Raw genomic sequence first — 16,632 nt, forward strand, 5'->3', positions numbered from 1 at the left:
CCGCCTTTGGTAAGTTTAATGCGCTGTCGCGGATGGTCCTGTGCGTTCAGCTGCTTTCGCCGCAGCGGCGGCAGCTTCTTCCGCCGCTTCATCCCATTCGACCGGCTCAGGCTCGCTGACCAAAGCGTGCTTCAGAACTTCTGAGACATGCGTGACCGGGATGATCTCCAACCCTTCTTTCACGTTGTCCGGAATTTCCGCCAGATCCTTTTCGTTTTCTTCCGGGATCAAAACGGTCTTGATGCCACCGCGAAGTGCAGCCAGCAGTTTTTCCTTCAACCCACCGATTGGCATCGCGTTACCACGCAGCGACACCTCGCCGGTCATTGCGATATCCTTGCGCACCGGAATGCCGGTCAGTACGGACACGATCGACGTCACCATCGCCAGACCAGCCGACGGCCCGTCCTTGGGCGTCGCCCCATCGGGCACGTGGACGTGAATATCCAACGTGTCGAACTTCGGCGGCTTCACCCCGATTTTCGGCGAAATCGACCGCACATAAGACGCCGCTGCATCGATGGATTCCTTCATCACATCGCCCAGCTTACCCGTGGTCTTCATCCGGCCCTTACCGGGCAGTTTCAGCGCCTCAATCTGAAGCAGATCACCGCCCACAGACGTCCAGGCCAGGCCAGTCACGACCCCAACCTGATCATCCTGTTCGGCCAGACCATAACGGAATTTCGGCACGCCCAGAAACTCATCCAGATTGTCTGGCGTCACAGTAACTGAATCCGCCTCTTTCTTGATGATCTTGGTGAGCGATTTCCGCGCCACCTTGGCAATCTCACGCTCAAGGTTCCGCACACCCGCCTCACGGGTATAGGTGCGGATGATGGATTGAAGCGCCTCATCGGTCAGTTCGAATTCCTTGCCCTTGAGGCCATGATTCTTGACCTGTTTGTCGATCAGATGCTGCTTGGCGATCTCACTCTTTTCGTCTTCAGTGTAACCAGCCAGCGGGATGATCTCCATCCGGTCCAGCAAAGGCCCAGGCATGTTATAGCTGTTGGAGGTAGTCAGAAACATCACGTTGGACAGGTCATATTCGACCTCAAGATAGTGGTCCATGAACGTGCTGTTCTGTTCAGGGTCCAGCACCTCGAGCATCGCCGAGGCCGGGTCGCCACGGAAATCCTGCCCCATCTTGTCGATCTCATCCAACAAGATCAGCGGGTTCGTGGTCTTCGCCTTTTTCAGCGCCTGGATGATCTTGCCCGGCATCGAACCGATATAGGTCCGCCGGTGGCCGCGAATCTCGGATTCGTCGCGCACGCCGCCCAACGAAATGCGAATGAACTCACGCCCTGTGGCCCGCGCAACCGACTTACCAAGCGAGGTTTTACCCACACCCGGAGGGCCAACAAGGCACATGATCGGGCCCTTCAGCTTTTTTGAGCGTTGCTGAACGGCCAGATATTCGACGATCCGCTCTTTGACTTTTTCAAGACCATAGTGATCATCGTCCAGGATATCCTGCGCCCGGCCCAGATCCTTTTTGACGCGGGATTTGGTGCCCCACGGCAACGCCAGGATCCAATCCAGATAGTTGCGCACAACGGTCGCTTCGGCCGACATCGGGCTCATGTTGCGCAGCTTCTTCAGCTCGCCTTCGGCCTTTTCACGCGCCTCTTTCGACAGTTTGGTCTCGGCGATCTTGGCTTCCAGCTCGGCCACTTCGTTGCTGCCGTCCTCGCCATCGCCCAGTTCCTTCTGAATGGCCTTCATCTGCTCATTCAGATAGTATTCGCGCTGCGTCTTCTCCATCTGGGTTTTGACGCGGGTTTTGATCTTTTTCTCGACCTGCAGAACCGACATTTCGCCCTGCATCAGGCCATAGACCTTTTCAAGCCGTTCGCTGACGGACAGGGTTTCCAGCAGTTCCTGTTTTTGCTCGACCTCGATGCCCAGATGACCCGACACAAGGTCGGCCAGCTTGGCGGGCTCGGCGGTCTCGCCCACGGCAGTCAGCGCTTCTTCGGGGATGTTTTTGCGCACTTTTGCGTAACGCTCGAACTCATCCGCAACGGTGCGCTGCAGTGCTTCGGTCGTGGTCACATCGCCCGGAATCTCAGTCAGGTATTCGGCACGAGCTTCAAAGAAGTCTTCGTTTTCAAGGAATTCATTGATCTGCACCCGCGCCTGACCTTCGACCAACACCTTGACGGTGCCATCGGGCAGTTTCAGCAGTTGCAGTACATTTGCCAGAACGCCAGAACGATAGATCCCATCCATGGTCGGGTCATCGTCACCCGGGTCAATCTGGCTGGACAGCAAAATCTGCTTGTCGTCCTGCATCACCTCTTCCAGTGCGCGGACAGATTTTTCACGACCCACAAACAACGGCACGATCATATGTGGGAAAACCACGATATCACGCAACGGAAGTACCGGGTACGAGGAATTCAGAGGCTCTTGCATGCTCAATCCTTATCATTGGCAAGACGGCTCTGGTCCCTCCATGAGGCAACGCCCGGCCGTCTCCTGTCTTGGACAATAAAGGTGGGGCCTCATCGCCCTTTTTCAACCTTACCGCCGTGTATCGTAGCCCAGAATGACAAGAGCTATTACGGACTGCAAGGCATCCGGCGGACATATCCACCGAAATCGCCGAAACATGCGGATACATTCATAATTCCGCCCGCTAGAACACGCGTTGAACCGCGCGGGATAGAAAAAAGCCATGGCCGTCCTCGTTTTTGCATTCCAAACCCTTTTTCGAGGAATGGCACACAAATCCGCCAAACTTTCCGGTCACGCCGTATTCAGCCCGGTCATACCCATCACGATTGCGGTTAAGCGGTCCGCACTGCATTTGAACCGGCCCGGTATTCAGCATAAGAAAATCATGCCCCCAATCCGATTGGCAATCGGCCGGGCGCGGCAAGGCTGGCGTGCCTCGGCGTTCGATTATCGTACAGAAAATGTCGGATACGCCCGCCCCTTGACCGACAGAACACTGGATGTTTTCAGATGGTGTCTCGAACGTCCAGACGTCCGCCTGTGAACCTGATGCAAAAACAATTGATAGACAAAGAAGGACAAAGAAACGAGGCATCGAAACCCCCTGCAAAAAATCTGAAAATACCTTGAGCAATCTGTGGCCAGACTATCAAAATACCTGTGATTTGTCACCAAGGGCCCCGCATGTCAGAGCGGCTCGATGTCCCCTTGCGCCCTCTGCACGTGGAACTCAGCCTGCCACGCTTCAAACGCCCCCGCCGCAATCGCATCGCGCATGCCCTGCATAATCTCTTGAAAGTAATGCAGGTTGTGCCAGGTCAGCAGCATGCCCGAGATCATCTCGTTCGAGCGGAAGACGTGGTGCAGATACGCACGGGAATAGCTTGAACAGGCCGGGCATGAGCACGCCTCGTCCAGCGGGCGTGGATCGTCAGCGTGGCGGGCGTTTTTGATGTTCACCACACCATGTCGGGTGAACACCTGCCCGGTACGCCCTGAGCGTGACGGCAAAACGCAATCCATCATGTCGATACCCCGCGCGACCGCGCCGACGATATCGTCGGGTTTGCCGACACCCATCAGGTATCGCGGCCTGTCGGCGGGCAGGAAATCAGGCGCATAGTCGAGGCATCCGAACATGGCCTCTTGCCCCTCACCCACAGCCAGACCGCCGACCGCGTAGCCTTCGAACCCGATGGATTTCAGCGCCTCGGCGCTTTCCTCACGCAAATCCTGTTCCAGACCGCCCTGCATGATGCCGAACAACGCGTGGCCCGGGCGATCCCCGAATGCCTCGCGTGAGCGGTCGGCCCACCGCATCGACAGGCGCATCGAGTCCGCGATGCGGTCGCGGTCTGCGGGCAAGGATGGGCATTCGTCGAAACACATAACAATGTCCGACCCCAGCAGGCGCTGAATCTCCATCGATCGTTCCGGTGTCAGCTCATGCTTGGAGCCATCGACATGAGATTTGAAGGTAACGCCCTTTTCGGTCAGCTTGCGCAGACCGGCCAGCGACATGACCTGAAACCCGCCCGAATCCGTCAAAATGGGGCGTTCCCAATTCATGAATTTATGCAATCCACCCAGCCGGTCGATCCGTTCAGCCGTCGGGCGCAGCATCAGGTGATAGGTGTTGCCCAGCAGGATATCCGCCCCCGTTGCGCGAACGCTTTCGGGCATCATCGCCTTGACCGTTGCCGCCGTGCCCACAGGCATGAAGGCCGGCGTACGCACCTCGCCGCGCGGTGTGTGGATCACGCCGGTTCTGGCCTTGCCGTCCGTGGCTTTCAGGTCAAAGGAAAAACGGTCTGTCATTGGGTCGCCTCGGGGTCGCTGAACCGGGCAGGATTTGCCCGATCCGCGCCGCGTTTGCAACCCGTCAGGGCAACGACGCCACCCGTTCGGTGAACAGGCTGACGACCCCTGCCCCATCCACGTCGCGGCACACACGTATCCCGGGCCTTGAGGGATCAGGTCGTGTCGCGCCGATCTCGGCGCCGTCGACAACCACCTGAAGGCCGGTTTCCACCATGCCGAACATGGGCGCGTGCGTGCAGGCAATCACTGCGGTCGAATCGTGCAACCCGCACCCTTCGAGCCCGCCGATTTCCTTGTAAAACTTCAGATAGAACCGGGAGATATCGCGCAGAAACCCACCAATATCCGTTGAGTGGCCAGCTAGCGCCTCAAAATCAGCGGCCTCGTAGAGGGTCTGCAGGGTAACGTCCAAACCAACCAGAACAGTCTCTGGCGGCGCGGCAAAGACCTCATCCGCGGCAATTGCGTCGTGATAGATATTCGCCTCGGCGTGTTCCGTGATATTACCCGGGCAGAAAACCGCGCCCCCCATGATCACCAAACGCTTGATATTACGCGTGAACGCGGGGTCCAGTTGCATCGCGTCAGCGATATTGGTCAGGGGGCCAACGGCACATACCACCAATTCACCTTTGTGTTCGCGTGCCATGGCAACCAGAAACTCGGCCGCGGTCAGGCTATGATTGGATCCGATCTGAGGAACATCCGTGAAATCCCCGAACCCCTCTGACCCATGGACATGTGCCGAAGGATCGTGGCTGCCGGCCCCACGTGCGCAACGGGCACCTTCCGCCACGGGCACGTCCAAACCCAGTTTATGCACCAGGAACCGGGCGTTCCGGCTGGACTGATGAACATGCGTGTTGCCAAAGACGGTCGTCAAACCGATCAGGTCGATTTCGGGGGCGGCAGCAGCGTAGGCAATCGCCATGGCGTCGTCGATGCCGGGATCAGTGTCGATTATCAGTTTCATCCCTGCCCGATAGCGCAGTCGCGACTGGATGCAAAGCGGTCACATTCTGAAAATTCCGCCTCTCATCCATAAGTTCATAGATTTGCATCCACGCACGTACAATCCATACCAGAGTTGAAATCGGGCGACTCAATCCCCAAATGTATACTATAGTACACAATAAAAGAGGACAGACATGACAGAAGACCAGATCATTGGACTGCTGACGTCGAACATCATTTTCATATTGGCGGCGGTACTGATCGTTGTCGTTATTCTCAAAGGCATCAAAATCGTCCCGCAATCCGAAAAATACGTGGTCGAACGGTTCGGTCGCCTGCATTCGGTGCTTGGCCCAGGCATCAACTTTATCGTTCCTTTTCTGGATGTTGCGCGCCACAAGATATCCATCCTTGAACGCCAGCTACCCAATGCGACGCAGGATGCGATCACCAAGGACAACGTTCTGGTGCAAATCGACACCTCGGTGTTTTACCGTATTCTGGAACCAGAAAAGACTGTGTACCGCATCCGTGACGTAGATGGTGCGATTGCGACAACCGTTGCTGGGATCGTGCGGGCCGAAATCGGTAAAATGGATCTGGATGAGGTTCAATCGAACCGCGCGCAGTTGATCAGCCGCATTCAGGAAGCCGTCGAAACTGCCGTCGATGACTGGGGCATTCAGGTGACCCGCGCCGAGATTCTGGACGTGAACCTGGATCAAGCCACCCGCGACGCAATGCTCCAGCAGTTGAACGCCGAACGCGCCCGCCGTGCCCAAGTGACCGAGGCCGAAGGTCAGAAACGCTCGGTCGAGCTTCAGGCGGATGCCGAGCTTTACGCCGCCGAGCAAACCGCCAAAGCGCGCCGTATTCAGGCCGAGGCCGAGGCTTACGCGACTGGCGTTGTTGCCAAAGCCATTCAGGACAACGGCATCGAGGCCGCGCAATATCAGGTTGCCCTGAAACAGGTCGAAGCCCTGAACGCACTGGGCAATGGTACCGGTTCGCAAACCATCGTTGTTCCTGCCAACGCGCTTGAAGCCTTTGGCGATGCCTTTAAGATGCTGAAAGGAAGAAAGTAATGGCCGACCCCTTTTGGCTGACATGGTGGATATGGCTTGCCGGGGCTTTGGCCCTTGGCATACTTGAGATCGTGTTGCCGGGATTCATCTTTCTTGGCTTTGCCATCGGGGCAGCCGTTACCGGTGTTTTGCTGATCATCCCCGGTGTCACGCCCTCGCTTCCGATCCTTCTGCTGATATTTGCGGTTCTATCGCTGATTGCGTGGTTGGTTCTGCGGCGTATGTTCGCCCTGCCTCACGGTCAGGTGAAGACCTTTCGGCACGACATCAATGATTAAACTTTGCTGGCGCCCTTAACGGGCGCCATTGCACCACTGGACGCTGCGACTGCCATTCCCTATATAAACTCTCAGGAAACAGACCCGAGGCACGAATGACTCATCCGAGTGAACAGTTCGAAGGCAGCCCCCTGATTGCGCCTTCAACCATTGAGCACCCCCTTTATGAATCGGTGGTGGAAGCCTGCCGATCGGTCTTTGACCCTGAAATTCCCGTGAATATTTACGATCTCGGCCTGATCTACACGATCGACATCGCCAATGATAACGCGGTGAAGGTCATCATGACGCTGACCGCGCCGGGTTGCCCCGTTGCCGGTGAGATGCCCGGCTGGATTGTCGAAGCTATAGAACCCGTTGCAGGCATAAAAGAAGTCGACGTCGAACTGACCTGGGAACCGCCCTGGGGAATGGAAATGATGTCCGACGAAGCACGCCTTGAGCTTGGATTCATGTAAGATCTGCATCATCTTTTCGGCCCAACCATCTGTCATTAAACGTTTATCCCGCTGTCATATGACTGCTGGAAATTCGTTACAATAATCAAGGATAGTTCTCCGAAGCCGGTGTATTTTTCTGAGAGGTATCGCTGGCCGTCCGGGCCGACCAATCGCTTACCCCCCAAATTTACGGCCTGAAACAGGGGCCGCCCTTGCCCGAGGGCGGCCTTTTTTCGTCCCTCGGCCAGGGCGGCTACTTAATATTGCATTTCGTTTTGATTTCATCAGCTCTGTCATCCAAAGCTTTGACGTAATCACCTGATAACATGGATAATCTTTTGTTTTCAGTACCCGTGATCAACCCCAGCAATGCCCCTGCAGGCAAAATTGAAACAACGCTTTCGACCTGCTGATCTTGTGCGTGCTTCTTTTCTGCCGCAATCGCGCGCAGATCTCCGTCGGCAGTGGCGCAGTTAACCGGGTGTCGGTCCGCCTGTGTTTCGGCCGAAGCAGCATTGGCGACAACAACCGCCGCCAGTAAAACACACCTTGCAGATGCTTGAAAATAATTCATTTTTTAACCTTTCATCAATCTGCCCGAGCTTTATCGCCGCCCTGGGATATCGTTTTCAGGCTAAAGTCACCTTGCTTCAAAACGCAAGTCCCAACGTGTTGGCAATTGGCCCGAAATTCACTGCCGCAAGGTAAATCTTAGGTAAGCATCGTTGCTATGTCTTGAGCCTGCCGCCCCTGAGCACTAAGTTAGAAGCAACGCGCGACAACGGAGATCACCATGTTCGGCATTCCCGGCAAACAGGCTGTGACGATAACAGCCAAAGCTGCAGAGCAGATTGCGCGCCTGATGGTGTCAGGCGGTCATGCTGGCCTGCGCATTGGTGTCAAAAAGGGCGGTTGCGCCGGCATGGAATACACCATGGACTATGTCGACGAACCCGACACGAATGACGAAGTTGTCGAACAGGACGGCGCGCGGGTTATGATTGCGCCGATGGCGCAGATGTTCCTGTTCGGAACCGAGATCGACTACGAAGTGTCGCTGCTCGAATCCGGTTTCAAATTCCGCAACCCCAATGTCGTAGATGCTTGCGGATGTGGCGAGTCGATCAAATTCGCCGAGGAACTTTCCCCCCGGACCTAAGCCACCGCCTTGAGGTACAGATGCGTCTCATTAAAACGAGTTAGGTGCGTGTCCGCGCGAATGGGTTCGCCTGGGTCGGGCGGGACTACTTTTATGTCGCAGGACGGGAAAAGGAACAGCGGAACAGAAAGCCGTTCATGCCCCCCGTAAACGACGCGGTAAAGCGTCGCCTTAGCCTGCCCGACGGTTCAGATTGTCGATCATAGCATTCCCACTTCATCCATGCAGAACCTGCCGTTTTGCGGCATGGCTCTCAACCGGAATTGTCAGGCCGCACTGGTGGTGATATCCGGTCTTCAGAATACAAAGAACTCTTTGGGGAGAACGCAAAATGCGGCGCAGGCTGGCGGCTGGAAATTGGAAGATGAACGGAACCGCCGCGGCGCTGACCGAGTTGAAGGCTCTGGCAGGTGCATTTCCTTCAGCTTCGGTTGATGTGTTGATCTGCCCGCCTGCCACTTTGCTGCACCGAGCGGCCGAAGTTGCCGGGGATACCGGTATCACGGTCGGCGGGCAGGATTGCCACGCCGCAACTTCGGGCGCGCATACCGGTGATATCAGTGCGGACATGCTGGCTGATGCGGGCGCAAGCGCAGTTATCCTCGGCCATTCAGAGCGCCGCACCGATCATGCAGAGCAAAACGAGGACGTCCGCGCCAAGGCGCGCGCGGCGATGGATGCCGGGCTGACGACGATTATCTGCGTTGGTGAAAGCCTGGAACAGCGCGAGGCGGCCAATACGCTGGACATAATCGGCGGGCAGATGTCGGGTTCCATTCCCGATCAGTCAACGGGCGAAAATCTGATCGTCGCTTATGAACCCATCTGGGCCATCGGCACTGGCAAGGTCCCTACACTGGACGAAATTGGCGAAGTTCACGACTTTATCCGTTCCCGGTTAGAGCGGCGCTTTGGCGAGGGCGTAGGCCGTTCGGTTCGCTTGCTATATGGCGGTTCAGTCAAACCGAGTAATGCCGCGGATATCTTTGGCGTTTCAAATGTGGACGGCGCATTGGTCGGTGGTGCCAGCCTGAAAGCACAGGACTTTTCAGGTATCATTGACGCCCTCGAAAGGGTTTGAAACCGTCGGCTTGAAACTTCAGTTCGCCTGGCCGTCCTATTGGGTAAAGACGCATCGTCACCGACAAGGCGTTCTATCTATCCGGGGATTTCCAGCAAAAAAGTAAATTGCGTGTACTACGCCGGGATTGAATTCCTCAGAAAACCCTGAAATTTAGTAACCCCGGTCGAAAACAATATCGACATCGGGGTCACCCATCCACGCCCGAGTTGCCGATTGCGATCCGTCGTTCAGTTAAACCTGCGGGTTTTGATCGTGTGGAATAGCTGCCCCCGGTCCGGACCGCGTCCATGGGCAGCTTAATCCTGTTATCCAAAATCTTGAGGCCATCGCCCGTTCAGGCCAGTTTCATTGTGATCAGACCCGCCAGGATCAACGTCGCGGCGAAAATTCGCATCGGGGTAATCGCTTCGCCCAAAAGCATGATGCCCACCAGAAACGCGCCAACTGCACCGATACCGGTCCAGATTGTATAGGCGGTTCCCAGCGGCAGATCCCGCATTGCCAACGCCAGCAACCCGAACGAGCCCACCATAGACACGCCCATGATGGTTGTCGGCCACATGCGTGTGAAACCCGCCGATTGCTTCATGGCCACGGCCCAAACAATTTCGAGCAGACCGGCGAATAACAGTAAAATCCAGGGCATAAGGACACCTTTTGTCTATTCGGGTCGTCCCGAATGGTCAGCCAGACATGGTGAGGTCGTCCTCGGGCTTAGATTTAAGCATGTTGGGCTATGTTTCAATGCATTGGCACAAAAAAACCGGGCAGATTGCTCTGCCCGGTCAGAATACGCGTTAGCGCGCGCTAGTTGGTCACAATCTCTGGCCCCATGAAGGTATTGGGCAGGAAGGTCGAAATCCACGGAATGTAGGTCACCATGATCAGGAAGACGAACAACACGGCCAGGAACGGCAGTGCCGCCTTGACGACACTCATCATCGGCATCCCAGCCACGCCCGAAGTCACGAACAGGTTCAACCCGACCGGAGGCGTGATCATCCCGATCTCCATGTTGACCACCATGATGATGCCCAGATGGATCGGATCGATGCCCAACTCGATGGCGATCGGGAACACCAAAGGTGCTACGATGACCAGCAGGCCCGAAGGTTCCATGAACTGACCGCCAATCAGCAGGATGACGTTAACGACGATCAGGAAGGTCACCGGTCCCAGACCCGCCGACAGCATGGCTCCGGCGATATGCTGCGGCACCTGCTCGTCAGTCAGAACATGCTTCAGGATCAATGCGTTGGCGATCACGAATAGCAAGGTAACAGTCAGCTTGCCCGCCTCGAACAGCGTGTGCTTGGTATCCGGGTGGAAGAAGGCCGTGATCAACGCATATGGCTTCTTCAACAGCGAAATATTCTGTGCGTCGCCAGCGGTGCTAAGCGGCCCCATATCCTTGTAGACGAAGCAGGCGATAAAGAACGCATACACGGCGGCAACTGCTGCGGCTTCTGTCGGCGTAAAGATACCACCATAGATTCCGCCCAGAATGATCACGATCAGGAACAAGCCCCATCCGGCTTCGCGTGCCGATTTAAAGACCTCGCCCCACCCTTCCCAATTGCCTTTGGGCAGGTTCTTGACCTTGGCCATAACATAGATGGTGATCATCAGCATCAAACCCGCCATCAACCCGGGAATGACGCCTGCAAGGAACATCCGCCCGACCGAGACCTCGACCGCTGCGGCGTAAACCACCATCACGATGGACGGTGGGATCAGGATGCCCAGCGTACCAGCGTTACAGATCACACCAGCGGCAAATTCTTTGGAGTAGCCGACCTGACGCATACCCGCGATAACGATAGAGCCGATGGCCACCACAGTTGCCGGTGAAGACCCGGACAAAGCCGCGAACATCATGCAGGCAAAGACGCCAGCAATGGCCAAACCACCCGGTAAGTGCCCCACACAGGCAATCGAAAACCGGATGATCCTGCGCGCCACGCCGCCCGTCGTCATGAAGGAAGACGCCAGAATGAAGAACGGGATCGCCAGAAGGGTGAAATGCCCCTCGAACGCCTCGAACAGCGTGCCCGCAACCGAGGCCAGCGAACTGTCAGAATAGATCAGCAGGAACAGGGTCGAGCTGAGGCCCAAAGACACCGCAATCGGAACACCGATCAGCAGCATGCCGATGACCATCGAGAAAAGAAGAATTACGTCCATCAGTCATGCTCTCCTTGCTGGGCACGGACCTCTTCGATCTCGTCCTCTACTTCGTGGCTGGCGACAAGGCGGTCCGTCTCGCCACGCCAGACCTGCATCGCGACCTGCGTGAAACGGGTCACCAGCAACACCATCGACACCGGCAAGACCAGATAGGGAATGACTTTGGGCAGCTTCTCATAGCCCTCGCCATAGTTGATCAAACCCTCCAGAAACCGCAGGGGTGCGACCATGGGGATGTCATCGACCTCGTAAAAGCTTTGACTGCGTGCGCTTGTGTCGAATCCGGTCGGGAACCAACGGCCAGATGTTGGTGGCAGATCGGCGAAAACAGCCCAATAATCATATGCACCTTTCAGCAACAGCAATGAAAACGCCAGACAACACGCCACCGAAATCAACGCCAGAATACGGCGCGGCGCCGGGGCCAACATGTTCAGGATGGCATCAACCCCCAGATGGGCGTGCTTCTTCACCGCATAGGATGCACCCAACAGAACCAACCAACCGAACATGAACACTGTCAGCTCAAGCGCCCATAATATGTTGGAATTGAAAAAGAACCGCGCGATCACATTGGCAAATGTCACGGCCGTCATAAGGCCCAACAGCAACGCAATCACGGTTTCTTCGATATGGTCGACCAACCCGCCTTGGCCGGATTTCGCACCAGACATCTATTTGTCCCCGCATTTTTTGTGATGAGAGTAATAGCGGGCGAGCCATTTTTGGCCCGCCCGGCCAACGCGTCGATAACTCCCCAGTCCCCAGACGCGCGGCCTTGACCCGGATCAGAACCCGGCGTTGATCGCCTGTGCGGCGTCGATCTTGTCCTGACCCACGTCACCGGCAAACTGATCCCAAACGGGCTTCATCGCATCGACCCAGGCCTGACGCTGCTCGGGGTTCAACTGGCGAATGATGCCACCCGCGTCCGTGATCGAGGCTTTGGCTGCTTCGTTCACTGCAAAGGCTTCCTTGTTCCGCTGCTCGGACACTTCGGACAGGATGGTCAGGAACTGCTCGCGCACTTCGGGGTCCAGGCTGTCCAGCCAGTCAACATTGGTCACAACCAGATAGTCGATGATGCCGTGGTTGGTCTCGGTGATGCCGTCCTGCACCTCAAAGAACTTCTTGCCATAGATGTTCGACCAGGTGTTTTCCTGTCCGTCAACAACACCCTGTTGCAGCGCGCCGTAAACTTCCGAAAACGCCATCTTTTGCGGGCTGCCACCGATGGCTTCCATCTGCGCCACCAGAACGTCCGAAGACTGTACGCGGAACTTCAGGCCGTCCGCATCCGAGGGATCTTCCAGCGGCTTGTTGGCCGACATCTGCTTCATGCCATTGTGCCAGAACGCCAGCCCCTGCAGGCCGCGGCGCTGCATGCTGTCCTTCATCGCCTGACCATCAGCCGAGGCCTGGAACGCGTCCACTGCTTCAATGTTCTTGAACATGAACGGCAGGTCGAACAGGCGGAATTGCTTGGTGAACTTTTCGAACTTTGACAGCGATGGCGCGGCCAGTTGCACGTCGCCCTGCAACATCGCCTCCAACACTTTGTCGTCGTTGTACAGGGTCGAGTTCGGATAGACCTCGATACACATTACGCCATTCATCTCATCGTTCACGCGCTGTTCCAGCAGCGAAGCGGCGATACCCTTGGGGTGTTTGTCGGTGTTGGTCACATGTGCGAACTTGACGACGATTTCGCCATCATCGCAGGCCGCCATGCCTGCGGTTGCGGTTACGGTCAGTGCAACTGCTGTTGCGGCCGTTGTCAGGAATTTCATCAGTCTTTTCCTCCCGGGCTTCTTTAATCTTCCACCGGGCACCGGTTCAGCGCCCCATGCCGCGAAGTGAACCGAATCAATGGTGTTCGCTCAACTTTTTGTTGCAGCGCCACTGGATTAAGTTTTTATTGTTTATTTACAAACTATTACGGAAATTTCTTGCCAGCGCAGCAATGACAAAAACCCAATCTGTGCGGAATTTCGCACATCGACAGGGCCAGTTGTGCGATTTTCCGCACTTACTTCGAATCATCGGCGGCGATTCGCGACAGTTGCTGTTTCCGTGACCGCAGGCCGCGTCAGCGGCCTGCTGGGCCCAACGTCTTTAACCGCATGAAAATGCGGTCAAAGGCAGCGGGAGGCTTTGACCTACCTGCGATAGTCTTCTGGTCGAATCTGGTAGCGGGCCAGCTTGTCATAGAATGTCTTGCGTGGCAGCTTCAGCGCTTTTGCAGCATCCGACGCCTTGCCGTTGTGTCTGCCCAATGCCGCAATCAGCAACGAGCGTTCGACCCGCGCCATTTGCTCACTCAAACCCAGATCAGTGGCCTGCGCGACCTCTTCCGGCATTCCCAACACAAACCGCATCGCCGCCGACATCAAAGACCGCGCGTTTCCCGGCCAATCGCTGGCCATCAATGTCGCCATGTGCTCGGATGTGACCTCGGGCTCCGGGATACCGGCCTGCTCTGCGGCCTGCGCAACATAGTGGCGAAAGATCACCGGTATATCTTCGGGTCGTTCCGCCAGCGAAGGGATGCGCACCCGCATGACGTCCAGCCGATAGAACAAGTCGGCATGGAACACTCTGTCCGGGGGCAGTTTGGCCAGATCAGCTGTCGTTCCCGCCAGCATTCTGACCCCGGTGCCCTGTTCCAACATCTCAAGCACCGCATATTGCGTGGCCTCCGGCATCGCCGAGATTTCGTCAAGAAACAAGGACCCGCCAGCGGCGTCATCGCACAGGCGCATCAGATCATCAGGCGTCATACCCGATGAGGGTCTTTTGACGAACGGCCCCTGCCCTTGCGGCGACATCAGATGAACAACCTCGGCGACCTTGGATATACCACTTCCGGCAGGCCCGGTGACCAGAACCTCGGCGTTGGTGGGGGCCACGGATCGAACCCGCTCCCTCAGCGCTTCGGCCTGTGGCGACAGGCCAAACAGCAATCGGGCGGCAGGGTCACCACGCTCAAGCTCGTGCTTCAAGGCGCGTTGTTCCAGAACCTGCCTGCGCGTGGCGAACGCTTTGCTCAGCACCTCAAGCAGATCAGCGGCGGCGCATGGTTTTTCAAGGAAATCAAACGCGCCTTTCCCCATGGCCTGCACCGCCATCGGAATGTCGCCTTCGCCAGTCAGCAGAATAACCGGCAGATCCCGGTCGATTTCATGGGCATAGGCCAGCAGGTGAAATCCGTCTCGCCCGGGCATCCGGATATCCGAAACAATCACCCCTGGAAAATCAGCCTGGATATGATCCTTAGCTGCCACAAATGACCCAGCCGTGACCGGGGCGTAATCCGCCAGTTCGAGGGTCTGCGCCAGCGCCTCGCGCACTGCGGCATCGTCATCGACCAAAAGAACTTTCTGAGTCATGGGTCTTTGTCTTCCGTGAAGTGCTCCAATTCAACGGTGAATGTCGCGCCTGGGTTCGAGTTCGCACCACGGATATTACCACCAAAACTTTGGACCAGACCATATGAGATGGACAGGCCAAGCCCCATCCCTTCGGATGAGCCGACAGCCTTGGTCGTATAGAACGGTTCGAACAGCTTTTCCGTGTTTTCAATGCCCGGTCCGATATCGCGCACTGTTACGGCCAAACGGTCCCGGGTGTTGAGCTCAATGCGAATAAGCCGGTCGTCCTGCTGGCTCATTGCGTCGGCGGCATTGTTGATCAGGTTCACGAACACCTGAACCAGCCGCACCTCTCCACCCCAGGCAAAAGCAGGATCGGCGGGCGGTGTCCAGTCCATCGTGACACCTTCGGCACGCAGGCGCGCTTCGGTCAGTTCCACGGCGGTGTTGATGACCAGCACCAGATCGACCTTGCCCATAGGTTCGCTTTCATTTCGGGCAAAGGCGCGCAGGTTTTTGATAATCCGCGCCATCCGGGCCGCCATGTCCGAAATGCGGTTCAGGTTCTCGGCTGCATTCCCTTCCTTTCCGCGCGACAAAAACGCGGTTCCGTTGTCAGCGAATTGTCTGATGGCCATCAGCGGTTGGTTCAATTCGTGACTGATCCCCGCCGACATCTGCCCTAGCGCGCTCAACTTACCTGCTTGAATCAGTTCCTCTTGCGCGTGTTTCAGGGCGGCCTCTGCCTCTTGCCGTTCGCGCACCTCACGCCGCAGCGCGGTGTTGGCTGCGGTCAAAGCGCGGGTGCGCCGTGCGACACGGGTTTCCAGCACTGTGTTGACCTCTGCCAGCGCGCGTCGGCGTTCTGTCGCCAGAAATAGCAGCGCCCCAAAGGCCAGACAAATTGCGGCAACGGTCGCGGCCTGCAGCCCGGCCAGACGCCGTGCCGGGGCCACGTCCACCAGCACTTCGGCGGTCATGTCGATCACCGGCAGGTCAAGCATCAGGTGCAGAGCACGGCGCGGCAGATAGCGGCCCCAATTCAGCGTCCACAGCTCGTGCCGGCCGACCTGAACCGTTGCGAAATCCACAGAACCTTTGCCCGGCGGTGCAAGGCCCCGTTGCCCATCAGCACGGTGCCAGAACAGCAGATCGGACCGGTTCGAGATAAAGACCACCCCGTCGCCATCAATGAAAAAAACCGCCTCGGTGCTGCCACGCCAGGTCTGTTCCACATCCTGCACATCTGCGACGACCATCAACACACCATCGACCTGCCCCGTGGCATCAAAGCTTGGTGCCGCATAGGAATAGATCCGGTCCCCACTGATCGGCAGGACACCATGCGCATTGCCCAACGCACCCTGCAGGGCACGCTGAAAGGCGGGATGCTCGGCCATATTGCGCTGTGCCACTGGTTGAGCTGCAACCAGAACCTGCCCGTTCTGATCCAAATACACCATGTTGACCGCCGCAGTCTTGTCCGCCACGTCCAACAGCATCGCTTGTGCCATCCGTCGCTGCACCGGGGTATCAAGCGACTGCAGGACGGGATGATTTGCCATCAGCACCGCCAGTTCCTGATACACCTGCATCTGCGTGCTCAGCCGGTCAGCGGCCAGTTCCAGATCAGCCTCGGCCTTTTCGCTTAGCTGCGACAGCGCCTGCCGATAGCCATAGGACCAGACCCCGGCGGCCAACAGCCCGACGGCAAACAGAAATCCCAGGATCACCCAAACCCTTTGCATGACATAGGGTCTTGCATTCGGCGCGCCGCATGGCAAGTC

Annotated in this window: 16 protein-coding genes; 5 read left to right on the forward strand and 11 right to left on the reverse strand. The window is 57.0% G+C overall.

Going from position 1 to position 16,632, the window contains the following annotated elements; genetic code table 11:
* Positions 1-15 precede the first annotated feature (15 nt).
* The 4 genes from lon to JT51_RS01535 form a co-directional block, all read right to left on the reverse strand.
* On the reverse strand, positions 16-2,424 hold the full coding sequence (gene lon, locus JT51_RS01520) for an endopeptidase La (protein ID WP_037307070.1): 2,409 nt from the start codon (positions 2,422-2,424) through the stop codon (positions 16-18).
* A gap of 223 nt (positions 2,425-2,647) precedes the next feature.
* On the reverse strand, positions 2,648-3,061 hold the full coding sequence (locus JT51_RS22375; RefSeq protein ID WP_037307072.1) for a DUF6636 domain-containing protein: 414 nt from the start codon (positions 3,059-3,061) through the stop codon (positions 2,648-2,650).
* 92 nt (positions 3,062-3,153) lie between these two features.
* Positions 3,154-4,284: a tRNA guanosine(34) transglycosylase Tgt gene (tgt, locus tag JT51_RS01530; RefSeq protein ID WP_037307074.1), complete on the reverse strand. Its 1,131-nt coding sequence runs from the start codon at positions 4,282-4,284 to the stop codon at positions 3,154-3,156.
* Between the two features lie 64 nt (positions 4,285-4,348).
* On the reverse strand, positions 4,349-5,260 hold the full coding sequence (locus tag JT51_RS01535; RefSeq protein ID WP_037307076.1) for a nucleoside hydrolase: 912 nt from the start codon (positions 5,258-5,260) through the stop codon (positions 4,349-4,351).
* A gap of 175 nt (positions 5,261-5,435) precedes the next feature.
* On the opposite strand from JT51_RS01535, the gene JT51_RS01540 reads away from it, so the two are divergent.
* From JT51_RS01540 to JT51_RS01550, 3 genes are all read left to right on the forward strand, one after another.
* Positions 5,436-6,326, forward strand: coding sequence for an SPFH domain-containing protein (locus JT51_RS01540; protein WP_037307078.1), 891 nt, complete (start codon positions 5,436-5,438; stop codon positions 6,324-6,326).
* Complete coding sequence (locus tag JT51_RS01545; RefSeq protein WP_037307088.1) at positions 6,326-6,604, forward strand: NfeD family protein; 279 nt, start codon at positions 6,326-6,328, stop codon at positions 6,602-6,604. The genes JT51_RS01540 and JT51_RS01545 overlap by 1 nt, the downstream gene beginning before the upstream one ends.
* Positions 6,605-6,699: 95 nt before the next feature.
* On the forward strand, positions 6,700-7,062 hold the full coding sequence (locus JT51_RS01550) for an SUF system Fe-S cluster assembly protein (protein WP_037307090.1): 363 nt from the start codon (positions 6,700-6,702) through the stop codon (positions 7,060-7,062).
* A gap of 235 nt (positions 7,063-7,297) precedes the next feature.
* On the opposite strand, the gene JT51_RS01555 is transcribed toward JT51_RS01550, so the two are convergent.
* Positions 7,298-7,618, reverse strand: coding sequence for a hypothetical protein (locus JT51_RS01555; protein WP_235216099.1), 321 nt, complete (start codon positions 7,616-7,618; stop codon positions 7,298-7,300).
* A gap of 219 nt (positions 7,619-7,837) precedes the next feature.
* Here JT51_RS01555 and JT51_RS01560 point away from each other — a divergent pair, with 219 nt between their 5' ends.
* Positions 7,838-8,203 carry a HesB/IscA family protein gene (locus JT51_RS01560; RefSeq protein WP_037307091.1) on the forward strand — a complete coding sequence of 122 codons (366 nt, stop codon included), beginning with the start codon at positions 7,838-7,840 and terminating at the stop codon, positions 8,201-8,203.
* 331 nt (positions 8,204-8,534) lie between these two features.
* A complete protein-coding gene (gene tpiA, locus JT51_RS01565) occupies positions 8,535-9,284 on the forward strand; it encodes a triose-phosphate isomerase (protein WP_037307093.1) in 750 nt (249 codons plus the stop codon).
* A 337-nt stretch (positions 9,285-9,621) separates the two neighbouring features.
* Here tpiA and JT51_RS01570 read toward each other — a convergent pair whose 3' ends face one another.
* From JT51_RS01570 to JT51_RS01595, 6 genes are all read right to left on the reverse strand, one after another.
* Complete coding sequence (locus tag JT51_RS01570) at positions 9,622-9,933, reverse strand: DMT family transporter (RefSeq protein ID WP_037307095.1); 312 nt, start codon at positions 9,931-9,933, stop codon at positions 9,622-9,624.
* Between the two features lie 161 nt (positions 9,934-10,094).
* Positions 10,095-11,471, reverse strand: coding sequence for a TRAP transporter large permease (locus JT51_RS01575; protein ID WP_037307097.1), 1,377 nt, complete (start codon positions 11,469-11,471; stop codon positions 10,095-10,097).
* Complete coding sequence (locus JT51_RS01580) at positions 11,471-12,148, reverse strand: TRAP transporter small permease (RefSeq protein ID WP_037307100.1); 678 nt, start codon at positions 12,146-12,148, stop codon at positions 11,471-11,473. Before JT51_RS01580 ends, JT51_RS01575 begins: the two co-directional genes overlap by 1 nt.
* A gap of 114 nt (positions 12,149-12,262) precedes the next feature.
* Positions 12,263-13,264 carry a DctP family TRAP transporter solute-binding subunit gene (locus tag JT51_RS01585; protein WP_037307102.1) on the reverse strand — a complete coding sequence of 334 codons (1,002 nt, stop codon included), beginning with the start codon at positions 13,262-13,264 and terminating at the stop codon, positions 12,263-12,265.
* 369 nt (positions 13,265-13,633) lie between these two features.
* A complete protein-coding gene (locus JT51_RS01590; RefSeq protein WP_037307104.1) occupies positions 13,634-14,863 on the reverse strand; it encodes a sigma-54-dependent transcriptional regulator in 1,230 nt (409 codons plus the stop codon).
* Entirely contained in the window at positions 14,860-16,593 is a 1,734-nt protein-coding gene (locus JT51_RS01595; RefSeq protein WP_037307106.1) for a sensor histidine kinase, read from the reverse strand. The genes JT51_RS01590 and JT51_RS01595 overlap by 4 nt, the downstream gene beginning before the upstream one ends.
* Positions 16,594-16,632 lie beyond the last annotated feature (39 nt).

This window comes from Ruegeria halocynthiae (genome assembly GCF_000743705.1).
GTDB classification, from domain to species: domain Bacteria; phylum Pseudomonadota; class Alphaproteobacteria; order Rhodobacterales; family Rhodobacteraceae; genus Ruegeria; species Ruegeria halocynthiae_B.

Bases quoted from the DNA above. Each gene is read 5' to 3' on its own strand.
- tpiA (WP_037307093.1), top strand. From the start codon at position 8,535: ATGCGGCGCAGGCTGGCGGCTGGAAATTGGAAGATGAACGGAACCGCC.
- JT51_RS01570 (WP_037307095.1), bottom strand. From the start codon at position 9,933: ATGCCCTGGATTTTACTGTTATTCGCCGGTCTGCTCGAAATTGTTTGG.
- lon (WP_037307070.1), bottom strand. From the start codon at position 2,424: ATGCAAGAGCCTCTGAATTCCTCGTACCCGGTACTTCCGTTGCGTGAT.
- JT51_RS01590 (WP_037307104.1), bottom strand. From the start codon at position 14,863: ATGACTCAGAAAGTTCTTTTGGTCGATGACGATGCCGCAGTGCGCGAG.
- JT51_RS01585 (WP_037307102.1), bottom strand. From the start codon at position 13,264: ATGAAATTCCTGACAACGGCCGCAACAGCAGTTGCACTGACCGTAACC.
- JT51_RS01575 (WP_037307097.1), bottom strand. From the start codon at position 11,471: ATGGACGTAATTCTTCTTTTCTCGATGGTCATCGGCATGCTGCTGATC.
- JT51_RS01545 (WP_037307088.1), top strand. From the start codon at position 6,326: ATGGCCGACCCCTTTTGGCTGACATGGTGGATATGGCTTGCCGGGGCT.
- JT51_RS01595 (WP_037307106.1), bottom strand. From the start codon at position 16,593: ATGCAAAGGGTTTGGGTGATCCTGGGATTTCTGTTTGCCGTCGGGCTG.
- JT51_RS01550 (WP_037307090.1), top strand. From the start codon at position 6,700: ATGACTCATCCGAGTGAACAGTTCGAAGGCAGCCCCCTGATTGCGCCT.
- JT51_RS01540 (WP_037307078.1), top strand. From the start codon at position 5,436: ATGACAGAAGACCAGATCATTGGACTGCTGACGTCGAACATCATTTTC.
- JT51_RS01580 (WP_037307100.1), bottom strand. From the start codon at position 12,148: ATGTCTGGTGCGAAATCCGGCCAAGGCGGGTTGGTCGACCATATCGAA.
- JT51_RS01535 (WP_037307076.1), bottom strand. From the start codon at position 5,260: ATGAAACTGATAATCGACACTGATCCCGGCATCGACGACGCCATGGCG.
- JT51_RS01560 (WP_037307091.1), top strand. From the start codon at position 7,838: ATGTTCGGCATTCCCGGCAAACAGGCTGTGACGATAACAGCCAAAGCT.
- tgt (WP_037307074.1), bottom strand. From the start codon at position 4,284: ATGACAGACCGTTTTTCCTTTGACCTGAAAGCCACGGACGGCAAGGCC.
- JT51_RS22375 (WP_037307072.1), bottom strand. From the start codon at position 3,061: ATGCCTCGTTTCTTTGTCCTTCTTTGTCTATCAATTGTTTTTGCATCA.
- JT51_RS01555 (WP_235216099.1), bottom strand. From the start codon at position 7,618: ATGAATTATTTTCAAGCATCTGCAAGGTGTGTTTTACTGGCGGCGGTT.